Genomic DNA, 20,242 nt, shown 5'->3' with positions numbered 1-20,242 from the left:
ATCTCCTAAAACTTGACCCGCTGAGAATTCCACTATTCTGTTTTAAATGGTCATTGCGCCCATTATAGGAACAACTAGCGTTAAACCACCAGTCCAATACGTAAAACTGCACTCACGATACGGGTTATTTCTCGCAAAAGGAACACCGGTTTCGTTCGAATCCTGTAGCCAAGCATTCAAAAAAGGCCTCAACCTGCATCATCACTTTCCGCTGCCTCGATATCCGTTTCACCGTGCCATGCCACTGCAACACCATTGGGATAACGCAGGTCGATATAGCGTATATGCTCGGCCTGCTGACCCAACTGCCGCTGCCAGGCGGCTCCCAGACGGGCCAGGCGTGCTTCACGATCGCTGCGACCCAGCATGACCCAGACCCCATCGTCGAGCTGCAGTCGCCAGGCGCCGCGTGGCTCGAGCCTGAGCTGGCTGATGTTAAGTCCCAGCGCGTCGAAGCGCGGAACCAGCCGGTCATGATACGCCAGCACTTCAGCCCCGCTACCGACGGGACCCGCGAGGTCGGGCAGGCCGGAAGGAGGAACCACCGGCGCAAAGGCGAAGGGCTCGCCCTCCGGGTTGAGCAGGTAGTCGTCGTTCCAGCGGGCCACCGGCACCTGCTCGACCAGCTCGAAGGCCAGCGCATAGGGCCACTCTCGAGCCACACGGACCTCCGCCAGCCAATCCACCGCCCTTGCTCGCCGGCGCAGTGCCGGAAGGTCCGCCGATAGCCAGGTCTCCCCCTGAACCAGGGGCGCCAGCTGCGAGCGCAGGTAATCGGCGTTGACATGGCTGAGGTCGCCACGAATTGAAACCCGCTCGATCGGACGGTCGAGCCAGGTCCAGAGCGCGCGGCCGCCGGCCCCTAGCAGAATCAGCAACAACAGCAATCCGGTCAGCGAGCCGCGCTTGTTCATGTTCGCCCGTTCGTCAGCGTAGCAGCCAGGATCCGACACACCAGGGTATCGAAATCGATGCCAGCGTGGGCCGCCGCCTGCGGCACCAGGCTGTGGTCGGTCATGCCCGGCGAAGTGTTGACCTCGATCAGCCAGAAGCGACCGTCTGCATCGCGCATGACATCGACCCGCCCCCAGCCTTCCCCGCCTATGGCATCGAAGGCCTGGCGACAGAGCTCACCCAGCTCAGCCTCCTCATGGGCGGCCAGTCCGCAGGGCAGATGATAGAGCGTGTCGTTGGAGATGTACTTGGCGTCATAGTCGTAAAAGCCGCCGGGTACCTCGACGCGAATGGCCGGGAGTACCGTCTCATTCAGCAACGAGACCGTATACTCCTCCCCGGCGATAAAGCGCTCGGCCATTACCCGTGCGTCGTAGCGGGCGGCATCCCGATAGGCGGCCACCAGGGCCTCTCGGCTGTCAACGATTCCAATACCCAGCGTCGACCCTTCATGGACAGGCTTGACGATCAGCGGCAGGCCCAGCCGTGCGATCACATCGTCCCAGTCGGCGTCCGGCTCGAGCATCAGCGACTCCGGCGTCGGCAGGCCCACGGACTGCCAGACCTGCTTGGTCAACCGCTTGTCCAAGCCCAGGGCAGAGGCCAGCACGCCGCTGCCGGTATAGGGAATGCCCAGCAGTTCCAGCGCGCCCTGGAGCGTGCCATCCTCGCCGCCACGACCATGCAAGGCAATGAAGACGCGATCGGGAGCCAGCGCCTCGAGCCCGACCAGCCCGCCATCCGCGGGATCGTAACCGATGACATCGACGCCGCTTCGCTCCAGAGCCCCCAGCACCGCCGCGCCGCTCCTGAGCGACACTTCGCGCTCGGCGGACTCTCCACCGTAGAGCACCGCCACACGCCCAAAATCGCTTACCGAGATCATAGCGACACCTCATCGAGCTTGAGCCCACTCGTTGCCAGGCCCAGGGCGATGCCGCCCACGTCCCCGGCCCCCTGGGTGATCAGGATATCCCCGGGGCGGAGCCCCCGCGCCAGCAGCTCGGGCAGCTCCGACTTGTGCTGCACGAAGATCGGGTCGAGGCCCCCTCGCTGACGAAGCGATCCCGCCAGTGTTCGACCATCGGCCCCGGGAATCGGGGCTTCTCCAGCACTGTAGACATCCAGCAGCAGCAGCGTGTCGACACCACTGAGCACCTTGACGAAATCCTCGTACAGATCACGGGTGCGGGTATAACGGTGGGGCTGGTAGACCATTACCAGGCGGCGCTTGGGCCAACCTGCGCGAACCGCACGTATGACCATCTCCACTTCCCGCGGATGATGCCCATAGTCATCCACCAGCATGACCTCTCCCTCACCGCAGGGCGGGGCAAAGTGGCCATGAACCTGGAAGCGACGCCCCACGCCGGCAAAGCCGGCCAGCCCCCGCAGGATGGCGCCGTCGTCGACGCCGGCATCGGTGGCCACCACAATGGCAGCCAGGGCATTGAGCGCATTGTGACGACCCGGCATCGCCAGGCGAACCGCCAACGGGGCCAGTCCATCGGGGCGCAGTGCCGTGAAACGCACCTCGCCACCCTCCTGAGCGAAGTCGACGATACGGTAGTCGGCCTCCTCGCTGAAGCCATAGGTGACAAACTGGCGGTGGACCCGATCAAGCATCCCGCGCACATGCTCATCATCGATACACAGGATGGCCAGCCCATAGAAGGGCAGGTTGTGCAGGAATTCGATGAACGTGCTCTTCAGACGCTCGAAGTCGCCACCATAGGTACTCATATGGTCAGCATCGATATTGGTGACGATCGACACCATCGGCTGAAGATGAAGAAATGAGGCATCGGATTCGTCTGCCTCGGCCACCAGATAGTCCCCCTCCCCCAGTCGGGCATTGGTTCCGGCGCTGGTCAGCCGTCCGCCGATTACGAAGGTCGGGTCCAGCCCTCCTTCGCCAAGCAGCGTTGCCGTGAGGCTGGTGGTCGTGGTCTTGCCATGGGTCCCGGCAACCGCGATGCCGTGTCGAAAGCGCATCAGCTCGGCCAGCATCTCGGCACGCCGTACCACGGGAAGACGGTGCTCATGGGCCCACAGGATCTCGGGGTTGGACTCGTCCACCGCGGTGGAGACCACCACCACGTCGGCGCTCATCACGTTCTCGGCGGCGTGACCAATGGCGACCTGGATGCCCAGCTCCCGCAGCCTTTCCACCACCGGCGAGGCCTTGAGATCGCTGCCGCTGACCTGGTAGCCCTGGTTGGCAAGCACTTCGGCAATGCCGCACATGCCGGCACCACCAATGCCCACGAAATGGATGCGTCGGATACGGCGCATGCCAAGGCCTCGCCCATGGCGTGGCAGCGTTGCCTGACCGGGTACCGGCCTCAGGGTGCTATCGCTCAAGTGCTGTCTCCATGCAACCGGCCACCAGTCGCTCGACGGCATCGAGATATGCACATGCCCGGGAGCGATGCGCCATGGTGGCCAGGATATCGGGTTGCAGCAGTGTCATCAGGCGCTCGGCGAGAGACACTGCCGTCATGTCGTGTTGCGGCAACAGTTCGGCCGCCCCTGCTGCGACCAGGGCACGAGCATTGGCGGTCTGATGGTCATCGACCGCATGAGGCAATGGCACGAACAGCGCCGGCTTGGCGGCGGCCGCCAGCTCGGATACGGTCAAAGCCCCTGCACGACATACCACCAGATCGGCCCAGTCGTAGGCCGCCGCCATGTCATCGATGAAGTCGCTCACCTCGGCCTCCACTCCCTGCCTGGCATACGCCTCCCGGGTGGCCGTCACCTTGTCGCGGCCGGCCTGGTGTCGCACCACGGGTCGCTGGGCCTCAGGCAGTCGGGCCAGGCCCTCGGGTACCCGCTGGTTCAGCGCCAGCGCTCCCAGCGAACCGCCGACCACCAGCAGCCGCAGGGGCCGCCCAGTCATCGTATCGGCACCCCGTGGGGCCGCGCCCAGGGCGGCGATGTCCGCACGCACCGGGTTTCCGATTACCTCGGCACGACCGGGGAATGCCGCATCGAAGGCGGAATAAACCCGTTTCGACAACCGTGCCAAGGCTCTATTGGTCAATCCCGCCACGGCATTCTGCTCATGGATGATCAACGGTCGTCGCGTCAGCCAGGCGGCTAAACCGCCAGGGCCGCTGGCAAAACCACCGAGTCCTACCACCAGTTGCGGATCGAGCCGACTCAGGATACGGCCAGCCTGCCATATGGAACGGGTGAGGTTGAAGGGGGCCAGCAGCCAGCCGACCACACCATTGCCGCGCAGCCCGGCCACCGAAATCCGGTTCAGAGGGATATCGGCTGCAGGCACCAGACGGTTCTCGATTCCGCGAGGGCTACCCAGCCAGTGGACCTCCACGCCCTTCTCCTGCAGCCCTTTTGCCAGTGACAGGGCGGGTATGACGTGCCCTCCGGTGCCCCCTGCCATGATCAAAACTCGCCTTGGCTTCGTCATGCTCACTTGCCGACCCCCTCTGCTTCCAGCGCCCGGCGCCTGACCGTTGCCTCACGATGTACCACGGGCTGCGCCCTTCGCTGCGCCAATCGCGTCTCGATATCGGCACGCAGCAGCAGCGCCACCATCATTGCGCTGATCAGCAGGCTCGAGCCGCCGTAGCTCAACAGGGGCAATGTCAAGCCCTTGGTGGGCAGCATGCCGGTGCTGACGGCAATATTGATAAAGGCCTGGGCGCCTACCACCAGCGCTATGCCGTAGCTGAGGTAGGCCGCAAACGCCATGCCGGCGAGTTCGGCACGCCGCCCCACGGCCATGGCGCGGTAGATCAACAGGGCAAAAAGCCCAACCACGCCGAGCGCACCGAACAGCCCCAGCTCCTCGGCCAGCACGGCGAATACGAAATCGGTGTGGGCCTCGGGCAGGTAGAAGAGCTTCTGTACGCTGTTGCCCAGCCCCATACCCAGCCAGTGCCCGCGGCCGTAGGCGATGAGTGCCTGGGTCAACTGGTAACCGCTGGCGAACTGGTCCGCCCAGGGATCGGAAAAACTGGTAAGGCGAGCCAGGCGATAGGGCTCGGCGATGGCGACGTAGAAGCCCAGCACCCCGACGGCGCCGAGGATCAGCACGAAACGGACCCAAGGGGCTCCGGCCATCAGCAGCATACCCATGACGCAGGCGGTCATGACCACTACGGCACCATAGTCAGGCTCGAGAATCAGCAGCACGGCAATGATGCCCATTACCAGCAGCGGCCGCAGGAAGGCACCCCAGTAACGTCGAACCTGAGGCAGGAATCGCTCCAGGTAGCCGGCCATGTAGGCAATCAGGCACAGCTTGGCGACTTCCGACACCTGCAGGTTGAAGGGTATTCCCGGGATAGAGAGCCAGCGCCGGCTGCCGTTGACCTCGCGGCCGACGAAGAGCACCAGCACCAGCAGTACAATACTGACCAGCAGCAGAAAGGGACCGTTGGCACGCCACCAGGCCAGCGGCGAGCGCAGCGTAAAGCCGGCTGCCACCAGAGCCAGAACCACGAACAGCGCATGGCGCTGACTGAAGTACCACGGGTTTCCGGTCAACCCGGCGGCCACCTCCGTGGAGGCCGACGTCACCATCACCCAGCCAATCAGCATCAGTGCAATGGCGGCAAACGCCAGCCAGCCATCGAAGGGCTGGTCCTGAGTGGAAAGTTGCTGGCGAAGTCTGGCGAACCGGGTCACAGGGAAGCCTCCGCGGCAAGGCGACAGACCCAGCGACGAAAGACTTCTCCGCGCTCCTGATAGTTGGCGAACTGATCGAGACTGGCGCAGGCCGGCGACAGCAGTACGCAGTCTCCCGGCTCGGCGATTGCCTGCGCCCGGGCCATGGCCGCCTCAAGGTCGTCGACCAGGGTGAGACTCACGCTGCCCCGCAGCGCCTTTTCGAGACGCTCGGCATCCAGGCCGAAGAGCATCGCTTCGCGGCCGTACCGGGCAAGGGGTTCAGCCAGCGGGCCAAAGTCGGCCCCTTTCCCCATGCCTCCTGCCAGCAGGATCAGCTTGCCCTCCAGGGTCGGTCCCAGGCCCGCTATGGCAGCAAGGGCGGCACCGACATTGGTGCCCTTGGAGTCGTTGATCCAGCGCACGCCATCAACCTCGGCGATCACCTCCCCGCGGTGCGGCAGACCGGAAAAGCGGCGCAGCACTCGGCACATGGCCGCCATCGGGAACTCCAGGCGATGCCCCATGGCCAGGGCAGCCAGCGCATTGGCGTGATTGTGCCGGCCTGCCAGGCGCATCTCGCGCACCGGCATGAGCGGCGTCTCGCCGTGCATCAGCCAGTCGCCGCCCTCATGAATGGCGATGCCCCATTCACCGTCCTGGGGCGCCTGGGTGGTAAAGCTGTCCTGTGCCGGCAGACGCTCCAGCGGTCGGGTCATGGGGTCGTCGGCATTGATCACGCCGTGCCGGGCACCCCGGAAGATACCCAGCTTGGCGTCACGATAGCCCGCCATGTCGCCATGCCGGTCAAGATGATCCTCGGAGAGATTGAGAAAGGCAGCGGTCTCGGCCCCCAGGCGCGGCGTGGTCTCCAGTTGGAAGCTGGAAAGCTCCAGTACATAGCAGTCGGCATTCGGCTCGTCATCGAGCAGGTCCAGTGCCGGCGTACCCAGGTTGCCGCCCACCGCCACGCGCCGGCCCGACTCCAGGGCCATCTCGCCGAGCAGGGTGGTGACGGTGGACTTGGCATTGGAGCCGGTGATGGCGGCGATCGGCGCACGACAGGCGCGCACGAAGAGTGCAATCTCGCCGACCACCAGGGGTTCCCCGGTAGCATCGCGCACTCGGGCGGCAAGTTCGGCGAGCCCAGGCGTGCGCGGATCCACCCCCGGGCTGAGCACCACTTCTTCCACCTCACTCAGGTCCAGCGATGTCAACGGACCGCAGTGAATCTCCACCCCGGGATGGGCCGCATGAAAATCGTCGACACTCGGAGGGACGGCACGGGTGTCGGCAACCATGTAGGGCACGCCCTGCCGCGACAGGTGTCGGCATATAGCGCGACCGGACACACCGAGTCCGACCACCAGGGTCATGCCCTTCGGCACCTTCAGCATGCTCGCCTCCTGTGCGTTGCGCAGGGTTAGAAATAAAACCTGTCCTGGCGCCTCAGCGAATCTTCAGGGTGGCCAGGCCAATCAACACCAGCACTACGGTGATGATCCAGAAGCGTACGATGACACGAGGCTCCGGCCACCCCTTGAGTTCGTAGTGATGATGAAGCGGTGCCATACGGAATATTCGACGCCCAGTCAGCTTGTACGACGCCACCTGGAGGATCACCGATACCGTTTCCATGACGAAGATGCCACCCATGATGAACAGCACGATTTCCTGGCGCACGATAACTGCCACCACCCCGAGGGCCGCCCCCAGCGCCAGCGCGCCGACGTCTCCCATGAAGACCTGGGCCGGATAGGTGTTGAACCACAGGAAGCCCAGGCCGGCACCCGAAATGGTGGCGCAGAAGACCGCCAACTCGCCGGCCCCGACGATATTGGGAATCTGCAGGTAGTTGGCGAACACCGCGTTGCCGCTGGCGTAGGCAAAAACCGCCAGGCCCATGGCCACCATGACGGTGGGCATGATTGCCAGACCATCCAGGCCATCGGTGAGGTTGACCGCATTGGAGCTGCCGACGATCACCAGATAGGTCAGCACGATGTAGAAGACCCCCAGCGGGATCACGATATCCTTGAACAGCGGTACGATCAGGCTGGTTTCCACCGGATTGCCGGCGGTATAAAAGAGCACCAGTGCGGCAATCAGGCCGATGACCGACTGCCACAGATACTTCCAGCGAGCCGGCAGCCCCCTGGGATTCTTCTCGACTACCTTACGGTAATCGTCAACCCAGCCAATGGCACCGAAGCCCAGGGTCACCACCAGCACGATCCAGACATAATGCACGGTCAGGTCCGACCACAGCAGCGTACTGACGGCGATGGCCATCAGAATCATGGCGCCGCCCATGGTCGGCGTGCCGGCCTTGGACAGGTGAGACTGGGGGCCATCATCGCGCACCGCCTGTCCGATCTGACGCTCGACCAGTCGACGTATCATCCAGGGCCCCAGCCAGAGACAGAGCAGCAGGGCCGTCATGGTCCCCAGGATCATCCGTAGGGTGAGATAACTGAAAACATTGAAGGCGCTCTGGTATTGCGCCAGGAAATTAGCCAGAAAAAGCAGCATGTGTAGCGTTCACCTTGATGCGTCAGCGCGAAGTGCGGCCACGACCCGTTCCATACCGGCACTGCGCGATCCCTTGATCAGTACGCTTGCCCCGGGGGGGAGTTGACTCAGGACGTAGCGCGTCAGCGCGTCGCGGTCGTTGAAATGGCACCCACCCTCTCCGAAGGCGCTGCTGGCTGGCTGTGCCAGCGCTCCGCAGGTGCCGAGCACGTCGATTCCCAGTTCCCGCGCATAGCGGCCGACTTCGGCATGCAGTCGGTCCGACGCCGCCCCCAGCTCACCCATGGCGCCCAGCAGACACCATCGCGGCCCCGGCAACTCGGCCAGCAGCGACAGGGCTGCCTTCACCGCGCCTGGATTGGCATTATAAGTATCGTCGAGCAGCCGGCATCCGTTGATGCCGGGTTCCGCGCTCAGGCGCCCCGGCATGGGCATGACGGCCTCCAGCCTGGCCAGCAGCGGCTCGGGGTCGTGCCCCAGCGCGATGGCACCTGCCAAGGCCGCCAGTACATTGGCCACGCCATGACGCCCCAGCAGGGCGAGCTGGACCCGTCCGCATCGACGCCCATCCACGACAAGCGTGAAAGCATAGCGCCCCATGGCGTCACAGGCCAGCTCGACGGCATGCACCCGCGCCAATTGGCTGAAGCCGAAGTCCAGTATCGTCCGTGGAGCGGCAAGCCGAGACCAAAGCGGGTAGTAGCGATCATCACGGTTGAGTACCGCGATGCCCTCGTCGCCCAGACCGGCGAGAATCTCCGCCTTGGCCTGGGCGATCTGCCCCATGCCGCCGAACTCGCCCACATGGGCGCCGGTGACGTTGGTGATGATCGCCACCTGGGGCTGAGCGAGCATCGTGGTCCAGGCGATTTCGCCCAGATGATTCGCACCGAGCTCCACCACCGCTTGGCGATGCGAGGCACGCAGCGCAAGCAGCGTGAGCGGCGCACCGATATCGTTGTTGAGGTTGCCACGGGTAGCCAGGGTCTCGCCGGGGTGGCCCAGCAGCTGAGAGAGAATCTCCTTGACGCTGGTCTTGCCGCTGTTACCTGTCACTGCCACCAGCGGGCCACCCCAGGCCCGGCGCCGAGCCCGCCCCAGCAACCCCAGAGCCAGGCGGGTATCCGGCACCACCAGCTGCGGCAGCGGATCGTTCACCGACGCCTCGACCAGCGCCGCCGCCGCCCCGGCTTCCCGCGCCTGGGCGAGGAAGTCATGGGCGTCGAAGCGTTCGCCGCGAAGCGCCACGAACAGGGCACCGGGAACCGGACTGCGCGAGTCGGTCACGATGTCATCCAGCCGCCGATCCTCCCCGGGAGGGGCCACTCCGAGCGCTCCGGCCACCTCCGCCAGTGTCGCCAGACCGGGCCTAGGCATCGCTGTCGCCCCCACGCCGCCGCAGCGCCGTCTCGGCCCGCCGCGTATCGCAGAAGTCGTGGCGAATGCCGTCGATCTCCTGATACTTTTCATGGCCCTTGCCGGCTATCAATATCACATCTTCGATGCCGGCCTCGGCCAGCGCCCGGTCGATGGCTTCGCCACGCCCGGCGATGGACCAGGCCTGTCGGCGAGTATCGGCCGACAGGCCCTCCAGCACCTGGTCGCGAATGGCAGCAGAGTCCTCGCTGCGGGGGTTGTCGTCGGTTACCACCAGCCGATCCGCATGGCGCTCGGCGGCCTTTGCCATCAGCGGCCGCTTGCCACCGTCCCGATCGCCGCCACAGCCGAACAGGCACCAGAGTTGCCCCTCGCCGGGGAGGTGGTGGCGCAGGGCAATCAGAGCATTTTCCAGGGCATCCGGCGTGTGTGCGTAGTCGACGATCACCGTGGGGCAGCCGGGCCGACGCACCGCCTGCATTCGCCCCGGCACCGGCACCAGTCGTGTCGCCGCTTCGAACAGCGCTGGCAGCGACTCGCCCAGACCGTAGAGCGTGGCAATGGCCAGCAGCACGTTGTCCATGTTGAAGCGACCCATCAGCGGCAGCTCCAGGGCCATCTCCCCCTCGGGCGTGGCCACCAGCGCCAGCTGACCATGCCCGGAGGGCTTCCAGTCCAGCACCCGCAGCGTCGCTGCGGTATCGTCGCCCACGGCCAGGACCCGCACTCCCGGCGCCACGCCGGCCAGCATCAGGCGTGCCAGGGGGTCGTCGGCATTGACCACGGCAAGCGACAGCTCGGGGCGCCGGAACAGCCGTGCCTTGGCTGCCGCGTAGGCCGCCATGCTGCCGTGATAGTCGAGATGATCACGACTCAGGTTGGTAAAGACCGCCGCCGCCAGTTGGCTCCCATCCAGCCGCCCCTGCTCCAGGGCATGGGAGGAGACCTCCATGGCGATGCGGTTGATGCCGTCCCGTGCCATGCTCCCCAGCGATTCCTGCAGGTCCAGTGGCCCGGGGGTGGTCAGCTCGGCCTCTACCAGCGCGGCAGGTCGGCCGTGACCCAGAGTGCCCACGACCCCGGCATCCCGCCCCACCGCAGCACTCAGCTCGGCCAGATAGTGTGTTACCGAGCTCTTGCCGTTGGTACCAGTGACACCAATCAGCTCGAGTCCTTCCGGGACCGCGAAGAGCTCATGGCCCAGCTCGCCCAGGCGCTGCCTCAGGAAGGGCAAGGCCAGCACGCGCTGCTCCTGGGCAGAGTCGGGCAAGGCCTCTTCTGGCTCGGTATGGTAGAGCACCCAGCCGGCGCCGGCGGCCAGAGCGTCGGCAAGGAAGGCGCGTCCATCCACGCTGACGCCCGGCACGGCAACGAAGATATCTCCCTGTGACAGGCGGCGGCTGTCGAGCACCAGCCGAACCGGTTCGCCCGGTACAACGTCGGGGATCGGCAGGCCGGGCCAGCATCGCTTGAGCGCAGCCTGAAAACGGGAACCACTCACCTCCATGGAAATACCTCTGACGGGAAGCATGAAAGTCTCATCGTATGCGCTGGTCAGGCGGCACATCGAGCAGCCTCAGCGCACCGCCGGTGACACGAGAGAATACCGGAGCCGCTACGGCACCGCCAAAGAAGTCGCCGCCACGCGGGTGGTCGATCATGACGATGGTGACGATTCGCGGGTCGGAAACCGGTGCAACGCCGGCGAACAGGCTGCGGTAGGCATCCTGCTCGTACCCGCTGGCCGAGGTCTTGCGCACCGTGCCCGTCTTGCCGGCCACCCGATAGCCCGGCACTGCCGCCCGGCGCCCACCGGTGCCCGGCTGCACGGATTCCTCCATGATGCGCAACAGGTCATGAGCTATCCCCGGATCGATGGCCGGGGTGCCGGCAGGACTCTCATGCAGCTTGAGAATGGAGGGGGGCATGCGCACCCCACCATTGGCCAGTGCCGTATAAGCGCTGGCCAGCTGTAGGGCGGAGACCGACAGGCCATAGCCATAGGAGAGCGCGGCCCACTGGCTGCGAGACCAGCGCACCGGTGCCGGCATGTGGCCGACGGCCTCGCCGGGAAAGCCCGTATCGGTACTCTGGCCGAAGCCCAGGCGACGATACACTTCGGGGACAAGGGGCTCGTCGAGCTCGAGCACCAATTTCGACATGCCGATATTCGAAGACTTCTCGAGGATACCGGCCAGGTCCAATCGGCCATAATTACGAATATCGCGAATGGTGAAGCGGTCCAGCATCATCCAGCCAGGCGAGGTATCAACCTCGATGTCCAGATCGAACTGCCCACTCTCCATGATCGCCGCCATGGCCAGCGGCTTCACCACCGAGCCTGGCTCGAAGACATCGACAATGGCCTGGTTACGCAGCCCACGCGGGTCGAGGCCAGCGCGGTTGTTAGGGTTATAGGAGGGCTGATTGGCCATGGCCAGCACCTCCCCGGTGCGGGCATCCATCATGACCACGACGCCGCCATCGGCCTCGTGCTCGGCCACCGCGGCCTTGAGTTCACGATAAGCCATGTATTGCAGTCGCTGGTCGATGGAGAGCACCAGCTCGCCCCCGGGCTGTGCCTCGCGCAGGATGGCCAGGTCGCGCACCAGCCGGCCACGGCGGTCCTTGATCACCCGCCGCTGCCCCGGCGTACCGGCCAGAAATGGCTGATAGGCGAGCTCCACACCCTCCTGCCCAAAGTCGTCGACATTGGTAACGCCCAGCAGTTGAGCGGTCACCTCGCCAGCCGGGTAGTAGCGCTTGTACTCATGCTGGGCATAGACCCCGGCCATACGAAGGCCTAATACGCGCTGGGCTGCCTCCGGGGTCAGCTGTCGCCGCAGGTACATGAACTCACGCTCACTGAACCGCTCGAGACGTGCATCGAGGTCGTCCGGGGACATGTTGAGCGCCTGGGCAAGCATCAGCCGCTGGATACGATCCTCGGGCACCTCCTGAGGGTTGGCCCACAGGGTCACAACCGGCGTCGAGATGGCCAGCGGCTCGCCGTTACGGTCGCTGATCATGCCCCGATGGGCACTCAGAGATTCGGTGCGCAGCGTCCTGGCATCTCCCTGCCCTTGAAGGAAAGAACGATCAATGACGTGCAACGTCACGATACGCCCCGCCAGAAGCAGCATGCCCACCAGGATCAGGAAGAGAATCAGATAATAGCGTGCGCCACCCATGGGCGCTGAAGGCGGGCGACGACGCGGCGACACGCCGCCACGGGCATCAGCACTCATGGCCGTATGACCTCGACTTCATTGACGTGTGGCAGGCGCATGTCCAGCCTTTCGGTGGCCAGGCGCTCGATTCTTGCCGGCGACGACCAGGCACTCTCTTCCAGCAATAGCTGCCCCCACTCGGTCTGCAGCTGGTCGCGTTCACGCTCGAGCTGCTGCAGACGACCATACTGCTCCCGCGTCAGGTGGCTGACGTTGATCACTACGGTTGCGGTGATCAGACAGGCCACAACCAGCCCTGTCACCAGTAACAGTCCGGCGCTTGGCATGCCGGTCGAGGCCCAACGGGTCAGGGCCAAGCGTGAGGGTCGCAATCCTTGCTTCATGCCGTTCCTCAAACCAGCTTGCGCGCTGCCCGCATGACCGCACTGCGAGCCCGGGGATTGGAATCGACTTCTTCGCGTGTCGGTCGCCGAGCCTTGCCCAGCGGGGCCAGGCGCCTGGCAAGCTGGTCGTCACGGATCGGGACGCCACGGGGGAGGTCTGTGTCCCCACGCACGTGCTCACGAATGAAGCGCTTTATCCGACGATCCTCAAGCGAGTGAAAGCTGATCACCACCAGGTGGCCACCGGGGGCCAAGGCCTCCAGCGCGGCCTCGAGCGCCGAATCGAGCTGCTCCAGCTCACCATTGATATGGATACGCAGCGCCTGAAAGGCCCGGGTCGCGGGATGCTTGCCCTTCTCCCAGGCCGGGTGAGCGACCTTCAGCACCTCGGCCAGGTCCGCCGTACGGCTGAAGGGACGCTCGGCACGGCGCGTCACCACGGCCCTGGCCAGCCGCTTAGCAAAGCGCTCCTCGCCGTAGGTCTTGAAGACCCGGGCGATATCGGCCTCGCCGGCACGGGCCAGCCAGGCCGCCGCACTCTCGCCCCGGGTCGGATCCATGCGCATGTCCAGCGGGCCGTCGCGCAGGAAGCTGAAGCCACGTTCGGGATCATCCAGCTGTGGCGAGGAGACGCCGACGTCGAGCAACACACCGGCCAGCTTGCCATGCAGGCCATGGCGCTCGGCCAGCTCACCCAGTCGCGCAAACTCCCCCTGCTCGATGGTGAAGCGGGCATCATGGATGTCCGCCGCTTCGGCAATGGCGTGGGGGTCACGATCGATGGCCAACAGGCGCCCCTCGGGAGCCAGCCGGGCAAGAATGGCCCGGGAATGGCCGCCCCGGCCGAAAGTGCCGTCCAGGTAGGCGCCGCCGGGATCGTGAACGAGCGCCTCAACGGCGCCGTCCAGCAGTACGCTGGCATGACGAAAGCCGCGGTGGGCCGGTTCAGGTGCGGTTGACGACATGCGCTTCTCTGGATTGTCGATAGCTGAGTATACCGACCGGCCTGGGGAAACACTGCATAAATGTCTGCGCTTCCCTGGGACCGGTAACGGAAGATTGAAATCAGGGGGAGTCGGCCGATAAGCCGGGTTCTGTCGAGGACAGCCATTCATCTAGGGGCCGCGTCACCACGGCCCTCGAGCAACCTACCCGAACCCGACGCGGGCCACGCCATTGGGTTCCTATTTGGTCTTGCTCCGGGTGGGGTTTACCATGCCACGCACTGTTACCAGGCGCGCGGTGCGCTCTTACCGCACCCTTTCACCCTTACCGGCCTCCCGAAGGAGACGTAGGCGGTCTGCTCTCTGCTGCACTTTCCGTCGGCTCACGCCGCCCAGGCGTTACCTGGCACCCTGCCCTATGGAGCCCGGACTTTCCTCCCCCGGCCGACCGCGAGGGCCGGCACGGCGGCGACTGTCTGGCCGACTCCGAGCGCAAGAATAACAGCGCGCTGGAGCCCCCTCAATGTCTTTCCTCGTCATCGGACGCAGAGCCCAGTACATCAGCGCGCATCCTTGAGCGCCAGGGCCCGGCCATACCAGACCTTCTTCGCCCCCCCCAGCAGGCGTGCCGTCACGGCTGCCGCCTGCTTGACACCGACATCCTCGGCCAGCAGCGCACCCAGCAAGGCATCGGCTTCGACATCGCCAGCCTCGGGGGCGTCGCGCGGCTCGGCACCGGCTATCATGATCACGAACTCACCCCGAGCCTGGTCCGGGTCCTGCTCCATCCGCACCAGGAGCGCCTCCGCACTGCCGTCGAGAAAGGTCTCGAAGGCCTTGGTCAGCTCTCGCGCCAATACCACTCGGCGTCCGCCCAGCACATCGGCGATATCCGCCAGGGTGTCGCGGATACGGTGCGGCGATTCGTAGAAGACCAGCGTTTCCTCGCGGGGGGCAAGCCCTTCAAGACGCAGGCGGCGGGCACCGCCCTTTGCCGGCAGGAAACCCTGGAAGAGGAACCGATCCGTGGGCAGCCCGGCGGCTGAAAGCGCCGCCACCAGCGCGCAGGCGCCCGGCACCGGCACGATACGGCGACCACGGGCACGCAGCTCCCGCACCAGAACGAATCCGGGGTCACTGATCAAGGGCGTGCCGGCATCAGATACCAGGGCGATATTCTCGCCAGCGACCAACCGCACGTCGAGTTGAGCGACGCGCGCCGCCTCGTTATGCTCATGGAGAGAGAGCATCGGCAACGCAAGCCCCAGGTGGCGCAGCAGCCGTGCGGTGTGGCGTGTATCCTCGGCAGCAATTACCGCCACCTCGCTCAGCACCCTGGCAGCGCGTGGCGAGAGATCTTCCAGATTCCCAATTGGTGTGGCGACCACGTACAATGTTCCCTGATTCACGTCAGTCATGTCGGCTCCTGGCAAGCTACCCGGACAAGGAAGAATCATGCTGAAAATGCCCCGCGGCCTGCTGGCCACTGCGCTTCTGGCCATACTGCTGGTCGGCTGTGCGCCCCCCGGCATCGTCGATCGTGTTCCCGACGACGACCCCACCTACCTGCTCGAGCAGGCACGTCAGCAGGAACCCGAGCAGGCAGCAATAAGTCGCCTGGAAGCGGCCGATATCCTAGCACGCCAGGGTCAGCGCACCCAGGCGCTCGAAGTCGCTACCGATATCGATGATCAGCGGCTACCCGTCGAGTATCGCCTTCAATGGGCCATGCTGCTCTCCGAGCTCGGCGAGTCCGAGGGTGAGCCCTGGGCCGTCATCCAGGCCGCACAGCTGCTCGATGAAATCGAGGTGCCGCGAGACGCCGGCCTGATACTGCGCGAGCGGCATGGCCGGGCCCTGGCCCAGGTCGATGAGCATCGCGCTGCCGCGCTGATCCTGATCGGCGTACAGGCTGACACAGACCGTGAGGCACTGAACGACCCCATCTGGGCCTCGCTCTCGCGTCTCGAGGGACCCGAGCTTGCGTCCATGCGCGACGAGACCGATGACCTGGGTCGGGGCTGGCTGGCGCTCGCCAACCTGGTGCGAGAGAGTGGTGGCGATATAGAGCGACTCTTCATGCGCCTCGATGAGTGGCGCGAACGCAATGCCCGGCACCCCGCCGCGCGAAGCGTTCCTGAAGACCTGATAGCCCTGCGCGAGCTGCGCGGCCAGGAAGTCCGGCATATTGCCGTATTCCTGCCTGAGTCGGGCCCGCTGGCCGGCGTGGCCGAAGCGATTCGGGATGGCATCCGCGCCCACCACCAGAGTGCGGCAGAACGCAACGGCGGCGTTCAGCTGTCATTCCTGGATACCAGTCGGAGCAGTATCGATGCCCTCTACGAGGAAGCACGCAACCGTGGCGCCCAGGTCGTCATCGGCCCGCTGGACAAGGACCTGGTAACGGAACTCGAGAACCGCGACCAGTTGCCGTTGCCGACCCTGGGTCTCAATTATGGCCATGGCGAGTCCAACCGGGCCCAGGGCTTCTTCCAGTACGGCCTGTCGGCCGAGGACGAAGCTCGCCAGGTGGCGAGACGGGGCCGTGACGATGGCCATCGTCGCAGCGCCATGCTGGTTCCGGACAACGAATGGGGACGGCGGGTCGGTCGCGCCTTCGAGGAGGAGTGGCGCCGCCTGGACGGCACCATCACAAATGCGGTGGCCTACGACCCCCGCGGCTCCGCCACCGAGAGTACTCGCCGCGTCCTCTCCGGAGGCCGGCCGGACATGCTGTTCCTGCTGGCACTGCCAAGCTATGCACGTCAGGTCCCCCCGACCCTGGACTACTATAACGCCTCCACCCTGCCGATCTATGCCACCTCGCATCTCTTCGAGGGACGCCCACAGCCGTTGCTCGACCATGATCTGGATGACGTGAACTTCATCGACATCCCCTGGCAGATTCCCGATGCCGCCGTCGGCGGGGTGGAAGCCCTTCCTTACCTCAGCAGCTATCAGCAATTGCACGCAGACGCTGACCCCTCCGTCTTCCGCCTGATGGCCATGGGCGTAGACGCCTATGAGCTTGCACGCCGTCTGCCGCAGTTCCAGCTGATGCCGGAGAGTGAGCTCAACGGCGCCACGGGAAGACTGACCCGCGCCGCCGACGGACGCATTGAGCGGCACCTCCCCTGGGCACGGTTCCAGCGCGGCGTGCCGCAGCCGATCCTGGCCATCGACCTGCTCGGCACCGACCTGATGGAAAACGGGCTTCCTGACAGCGAGCCGTCCGCCAATGGCCAGCGGAACTGATGCAAGAGCACGAGGCGCTCATATCGAGCGCCTCGCTGCCGACTGGCTCGCTGGGCGCGGCCTGGCCCTGATCGCCAGCAACCACCAGGTGAAAGGCGGGGAGCTCGACCTGATCATGCGCGATGGTGAGACACTCGTCTTCGTCGAGGTCCGCCACCGTGCCGATACCCGACATGGTCATCCGCTGGAAACCATCACCGTCACCAAACAGCGCCGCCTGATACGCGCAGCGCGTTTTTATCTTGCACGCAACCGGCTATCATGTCCGTGCCGCTTTGACGCGCTGGCCGTGACTGGCACCCCTCCCGCTCTCGACTTCGAATGGGTGCAAGGCGCCTTCGAAGCGTTCTGACCGGCTTGCTCCAGCCCCCAGGACCAGGACCTCATAGAATGGATTTTCAGCAACGCATACTCGGCCACTTCAATGCCAGCATCGACACCAAGACCTATGCCAGCGAGGTATTGCCGCCTTTCATCGAGGTAGCCAGCCAGATGATGGTCCAGTGCCTGGTCAACGAGGGCAAGATTCTTGCCTGCGGCAATGGCGGCAGCGCCGGCGACAGTCAGCACTTCTCCTCGGAACTCCTCAACCGCTTCGAGCGGGAGCGCCCCAGCCTGCCGGCTCTGGCCCTGACTACCGACACCTCTACACTGACGTCCATTGCCAACGACTACAGCTACAACGAGGTATTCTCCAAGCAGATTCGCGCCCTGGGCCAGCCCGGCGACATCCTCCTCGCCATTTCCACCAGCGGCAACTCCGGCAACGTCATACAGGCAATACAGGCGGCCCATGACCGCGACATGACGGTCGTCGCCCTGACCGGCCGCGACGGCGGCGACATGGCATCCCTTCTCGGCCAGGACGACTGCGAGATTCGCGTCCCGGCCACCTCGACAGCACGCATTCAGGAGGTTCACCTGTTGGTGATCCACTGCCTGTGCGACCTCATCGATGAACAACTCTTCGGCAGCAGCGAGTAAACGACATGGCCCTTACGAGACTGATCCCCCTCTTCCTGACCGCCTTCCTGCTGACATTGGCGGGCTGCACCACGGTTACCGGTGTCGCCAACCCCGGCACCATCGACGAGAACTATGGCAAGCGCACCCTTGGCGCCCAGGTCGAGGACGAGAGCATCGAGACCAAGATCGCCCATAACCTGCGGCGCAACGATGCCCGCCTGGGCGATGCCCGCATCAATGTCGACAGCTACAACGCTATCGTACTGCTTACCGGCCAGGTACCCAGCGAGGAGCTCAAGCAGAAGGCCACCGAGATCGCTCGCGACGTACGCAACGTGCGCGACGTCCACAACGAACTCTCCGTTGCCGCCAACCTACCGGCAAGCCAGCGCATGTCGGATACCTGGATCAATACCCGCATTCGCACCAGCCTGGCCACCGACGAGACCATCGACACCAGCCGACTGCGCTTCGTTACCGAGAACGCCAGCGTCTATGTCATGGGCATCGTCACCCGAGCCGAGGCAGACCGCATCGTCAACGCCATTTCACGTATCGGCGGCGTGCAGCGCATCGTCAAGGTGTTTGATTACATGGACTGACCGTCGCGACGTGTACACGAAAACGGCAGGCCCATGGGCCTGCCGTTTTCGTGTTGGCATGCTTCAACCGCCTGAATACCTTCACCTTCAAGCAGGCGGCTTGATTCAGAGTGATAGTCGCAGGCGTATCACTACCATCTACTTGATAACCCGGAGCGACGGGCGCCCCTTGGACTTAGACTTGGCCTCTTCCTGGCCTTCCGACTCATGGCTTTCGCTGTCGACGGCAGTCAGCTCAGGCCGCTCCTTGCCCTCTCCTTCGCCATTTTCTTCGAGTGCCTGCGGGATCACCGGCTCATGACCGAATACCATGCCCACCCCATTCTCACGCGCGTAGATGGCGATCAGAGCCGGCATGGGCACGACCACTTGCATGGGCTGCCCGCCGAAGCGGGCACTGAAGGTGATCGCATCATTCTCGATATGCAGGTCGCGCACGGCGGTTGGGCCAACATTAAGGACAATCTGGCCGTTCTGCACGAACTGCCGCGGCACAATGACACCGGCCTGCTCGGCATCCACGACCACGTAGGGAGTGTGTTCGTTGTCCAGAAGCCATTCGTAGAGACCTCTGGCAAGATAGGGACGGCTCGATAGCATCTCTGCTGCCCTCCTCCGTTTGAAGACGCCGGGCTAGCCCGGCGGCATAGTCAGTTGCGCATTTCTCGCTCGGTCTCACTCAGCGAAGCGACGAAAGCATCGCGCTCGAACAACCTCTCCATGTAAGTCACCAGCGGCTGCACCTGCTTCTCCGGCAGCTCGATGCCAAGCACCGGCAGGCGCCAGAGGATCGGAGCGATACAGCAGTCGACCAGCGAGAATTCCTCGCTCATGAAGAACGGTACGTCTTCGAAGATCGGCGAGATGCCTACCAGGCTTTCGCGCAGCTCCTTGCGGGCCTTCTCGACTTCCTTCTTAGGCCCTTGCTCGATCTGCTCGACCAGCGGACACCACTCACGCTCGATACGATGCATCCAAAGTCGGCTCTGAGCTCGTGCAACCGGGTAGACCGGGAGCAGCGGAGGGTGCGGAAAACGCTCATCCAGGTACTCCATCATGACCTTGGACTCGTACAGCACCAGATCGCGATCGAGTAGCGTGGGCACACTGTTGTAGGGGTTGAGATCGGCGAGTTCTTCAGGACGCTGTTCGCCACCGACTTCGACAATATCCACCGCCACGCCCTTCTCGGCGAGTACGATGCGCACGCGATGACTGAAGTGATCATCGCTTCCGGAATAGAAGATCATCGACGACCGCTTGGCCACTACACCCATGAAACAATCCTCGCATCAATTCGAACCGGGATGATAACACGCACACGCATCGTCGTGCGTGCGCGTTGCAACACAAGACGCAGGGGGCGTATGGCACACCGCCATACGCCCCCTGCCTCATAG

Annotated in this window: 19 protein-coding genes and 1 other RNA gene; 4 read left to right on the top strand and 16 right to left on the bottom strand. The window is 64.5% G+C overall.

Features of this window, described 5'->3' with window-relative positions; all coding sequences use genetic code 11:
* Positions 1–188: 188 nt before the first annotated feature.
* The 14 genes from LOKO_RS02530 to rsmI all read right to left on the bottom strand — a co-directional run bounded on the left by LOKO_RS02530 (position 189) and on the right by rsmI (position 15,437).
* Positions 189–914, bottom strand: coding sequence for a cell division protein FtsQ/DivIB (locus LOKO_RS02530; protein ID WP_066444666.1), 726 nt, complete (start codon positions 912–914; stop codon positions 189–191).
* Positions 911–1,840: a D-alanine--D-alanine ligase gene (locus LOKO_RS02525; protein WP_066444663.1), complete on the bottom strand. Its 930-nt coding sequence runs from the start codon at positions 1,838–1,840 to the stop codon at positions 911–913. The genes LOKO_RS02530 and LOKO_RS02525 overlap by 4 nt, the downstream gene beginning before the upstream one ends.
* Positions 1,837–3,249, bottom strand: a complete 1,413-nt coding sequence (gene murC / locus LOKO_RS02520; protein ID WP_066452180.1) for a UDP-N-acetylmuramate--L-alanine ligase — start codon at positions 3,247–3,249, stop codon at positions 1,837–1,839. The genes LOKO_RS02525 and murC overlap by 4 nt, the downstream gene beginning before the upstream one ends.
* 58 nt (positions 3,250–3,307) lie before the next feature.
* On the bottom strand, positions 3,308–4,390 hold the full coding sequence (murG, locus tag LOKO_RS02515; RefSeq protein ID WP_083517390.1) for an undecaprenyldiphospho-muramoylpentapeptide beta-N-acetylglucosaminyltransferase: 1,083 nt from the start codon (positions 4,388–4,390) through the stop codon (positions 3,308–3,310).
* Between the two features lie 2 nt (positions 4,391–4,392).
* The gene (gene ftsW, locus LOKO_RS02510) at positions 4,393–5,613 is read right to left on the bottom strand and encodes a putative lipid II flippase FtsW (RefSeq protein WP_066444657.1); all 1,221 of its coding nucleotides are present in this window, start codon (positions 5,611–5,613) and stop codon (positions 4,393–4,395) included.
* Positions 5,610–6,989 (bottom strand): UDP-N-acetylmuramoyl-L-alanine--D-glutamate ligase, encoded by a 1,380-nt coding sequence (gene murD, locus LOKO_RS02505; RefSeq protein WP_066444654.1) that lies wholly within the window; start codon positions 6,987–6,989, stop codon positions 5,610–5,612. The genes ftsW and murD overlap by 4 nt, the downstream gene beginning before the upstream one ends.
* Before the next feature lie 52 nt (positions 6,990–7,041).
* The gene (mraY, locus tag LOKO_RS02500) at positions 7,042–8,124 is read right to left on the bottom strand and encodes a phospho-N-acetylmuramoyl-pentapeptide-transferase (RefSeq protein ID WP_066444653.1); all 1,083 of its coding nucleotides are present in this window, start codon (positions 8,122–8,124) and stop codon (positions 7,042–7,044) included.
* 9 nt (positions 8,125–8,133) lie between these two features.
* Complete coding sequence (locus LOKO_RS02495) at positions 8,134–9,501, bottom strand: UDP-N-acetylmuramoyl-tripeptide--D-alanyl-D-alanine ligase (protein ID WP_066444649.1); 1,368 nt, start codon at positions 9,499–9,501, stop codon at positions 8,134–8,136.
* A complete protein-coding gene (locus LOKO_RS02490; RefSeq protein WP_066452179.1) occupies positions 9,494–11,008 on the bottom strand; it encodes a UDP-N-acetylmuramoyl-L-alanyl-D-glutamate--2,6-diaminopimelate ligase in 1,515 nt (504 codons plus the stop codon). Before LOKO_RS02490 ends, LOKO_RS02495 begins: the two co-directional genes overlap by 8 nt.
* 31 nt (positions 11,009–11,039) lie before the next feature.
* Positions 11,040–12,749, bottom strand: a complete 1,710-nt coding sequence (locus LOKO_RS02485; RefSeq protein ID WP_066444646.1) for a peptidoglycan D,D-transpeptidase FtsI family protein — start codon at positions 12,747–12,749, stop codon at positions 11,040–11,042.
* Complete coding sequence (gene ftsL / locus LOKO_RS02480) at positions 12,746–13,075, bottom strand: cell division protein FtsL (RefSeq protein WP_083517389.1); 330 nt, start codon at positions 13,073–13,075, stop codon at positions 12,746–12,748. Before ftsL ends, LOKO_RS02485 begins: the two co-directional genes overlap by 4 nt.
* Before the next feature lie 8 nt (positions 13,076–13,083).
* Positions 13,084–14,040 (bottom strand): 16S rRNA (cytosine(1402)-N(4))-methyltransferase RsmH, encoded by a 957-nt coding sequence (gene rsmH / locus LOKO_RS02475; RefSeq protein ID WP_066444645.1) that lies wholly within the window; start codon positions 14,038–14,040, stop codon positions 13,084–13,086.
* Between the two features lie 102 nt (positions 14,041–14,142).
* Positions 14,143–14,507: RNase P RNA component class A (gene rnpB / locus LOKO_RS02470), an RNA gene on the bottom strand.
* 72 nt (positions 14,508–14,579) lie between these two features.
* A complete protein-coding gene (rsmI, locus tag LOKO_RS02465) occupies positions 14,580–15,437 on the bottom strand; it encodes a 16S rRNA (cytidine(1402)-2'-O)-methyltransferase (protein WP_066444642.1) in 858 nt (285 codons plus the stop codon).
* Positions 15,438–15,474: 37 nt separating this feature from the next.
* On the opposite strand from rsmI, the gene LOKO_RS02460 reads away from it, so the two are divergent.
* From LOKO_RS02460 to LOKO_RS02445, 4 genes are read left to right on the top strand one after another with little or no spacing between them, the layout of a single operon-like run.
* The gene (locus LOKO_RS02460; protein ID WP_066444639.1) at positions 15,475–17,274 is read left to right on the top strand and encodes a penicillin-binding protein activator; all 1,800 of its coding nucleotides are present in this window, start codon (positions 15,475–15,477) and stop codon (positions 17,272–17,274) included.
* Positions 17,258–17,626, top strand: a complete 369-nt coding sequence (locus LOKO_RS02455) for a YraN family protein (protein ID WP_066444636.1) — start codon at positions 17,258–17,260, stop codon at positions 17,624–17,626. Before LOKO_RS02460 ends, LOKO_RS02455 begins: the two co-directional genes overlap by 17 nt.
* A 38-nt stretch (positions 17,627–17,664) precedes the next feature.
* A complete protein-coding gene (locus LOKO_RS02450; RefSeq protein ID WP_043517869.1) occupies positions 17,665–18,258 on the top strand; it encodes a phosphoheptose isomerase in 594 nt (197 codons plus the stop codon).
* A gap of 5 nt (positions 18,259–18,263) precedes the next feature.
* A complete protein-coding gene (locus tag LOKO_RS02445) occupies positions 18,264–18,842 on the top strand; it encodes a BON domain-containing protein (protein ID WP_066444633.1) in 579 nt (192 codons plus the stop codon).
* 138 nt (positions 18,843–18,980) lie between these two features.
* On the opposite strand, the gene LOKO_RS02440 is transcribed toward LOKO_RS02445, so the two are convergent.
* Together LOKO_RS02440 and sspA are read right to left on the bottom strand one after the other, a co-directional pair.
* Positions 18,981–19,442 (bottom strand): ClpXP protease specificity-enhancing factor, encoded by a 462-nt coding sequence (locus LOKO_RS02440; RefSeq protein WP_066444626.1) that lies wholly within the window; start codon positions 19,440–19,442, stop codon positions 18,981–18,983.
* 50 nt (positions 19,443–19,492) lie between these two features.
* Positions 19,493–20,119, bottom strand: coding sequence for a stringent starvation protein SspA (sspA, locus tag LOKO_RS02435; protein ID WP_066444624.1), 627 nt, complete (start codon positions 20,117–20,119; stop codon positions 19,493–19,495).
* Positions 20,120–20,242 lie beyond the last annotated feature (123 nt).

The sequence above is a fragment of the Halomonas chromatireducens genome (assembly GCF_001545155.1).
Lineage (GTDB): Bacteria > Pseudomonadota > Gammaproteobacteria > Pseudomonadales > Halomonadaceae > Halomonas > Halomonas chromatireducens.
This window is presented reverse-complemented; position numbering and strand designations above follow the sequence as displayed.

Bases quoted from the DNA above. Each gene is read 5' to 3' on its own strand.
- sspA (WP_066444624.1), bottom strand. From the start codon at position 20,119: ATGGGTGTAGTGGCCAAGCGGTCGTCGATGATCTTCTATTCCGGAAGC.
- LOKO_RS02525 (WP_066444663.1), bottom strand. From the start codon at position 1,840: ATGATCTCGGTAAGCGATTTTGGGCGTGTGGCGGTGCTCTACGGTGGA.
- murC (WP_066452180.1), bottom strand. From the start codon at position 3,249: ATGCGCCGTATCCGACGCATCCATTTCGTGGGCATTGGTGGTGCCGGC.
- murD (WP_066444654.1), bottom strand. From the start codon at position 6,989: ATGCTGAAGGTGCCGAAGGGCATGACCCTGGTGGTCGGACTCGGTGTG.
- mraY (WP_066444653.1), bottom strand. From the start codon at position 8,124: ATGCTGCTTTTTCTGGCTAATTTCCTGGCGCAATACCAGAGCGCCTTC.
- LOKO_RS02495 (WP_066444649.1), bottom strand. From the start codon at position 9,501: ATGCCTAGGCCCGGTCTGGCGACACTGGCGGAGGTGGCCGGAGCGCTC.
- LOKO_RS02440 (WP_066444626.1), bottom strand. From the start codon at position 19,442: ATGCTATCGAGCCGTCCCTATCTTGCCAGAGGTCTCTACGAATGGCTT.
- LOKO_RS02490 (WP_066452179.1), bottom strand. From the start codon at position 11,008: ATGGAGGTGAGTGGTTCCCGTTTTCAGGCTGCGCTCAAGCGATGCTGG.
- LOKO_RS02485 (WP_066444646.1), bottom strand. From the start codon at position 12,749: ATGAGTGCTGATGCCCGTGGCGGCGTGTCGCCGCGTCGTCGCCCGCCT.
- LOKO_RS02445 (WP_066444633.1), top strand. From the start codon at position 18,264: ATGGCCCTTACGAGACTGATCCCCCTCTTCCTGACCGCCTTCCTGCTG.
- LOKO_RS02530 (WP_066444666.1), bottom strand. From the start codon at position 914: ATGAACAAGCGCGGCTCGCTGACCGGATTGCTGTTGTTGCTGATTCTG.
- ftsL (WP_083517389.1), bottom strand. From the start codon at position 13,075: ATGAAGCAAGGATTGCGACCCTCACGCTTGGCCCTGACCCGTTGGGCC.
- LOKO_RS02450 (WP_043517869.1), top strand. From the start codon at position 17,665: ATGGATTTTCAGCAACGCATACTCGGCCACTTCAATGCCAGCATCGAC.
- murG (WP_083517390.1), bottom strand. From the start codon at position 4,390: ATGACGAAGCCAAGGCGAGTTTTGATCATGGCAGGGGGCACCGGAGGG.
- rsmH (WP_066444645.1), bottom strand. From the start codon at position 14,040: ATGTCGTCAACCGCACCTGAACCGGCCCACCGCGGCTTTCGTCATGCC.
- rsmI (WP_066444642.1), bottom strand. From the start codon at position 15,437: ATGACTGACGTGAATCAGGGAACATTGTACGTGGTCGCCACACCAATT.
- LOKO_RS02460 (WP_066444639.1), top strand. From the start codon at position 15,475: ATGCTGAAAATGCCCCGCGGCCTGCTGGCCACTGCGCTTCTGGCCATA.
- LOKO_RS02455 (WP_066444636.1), top strand. From the start codon at position 17,258: ATGGCCAGCGGAACTGATGCAAGAGCACGAGGCGCTCATATCGAGCGC.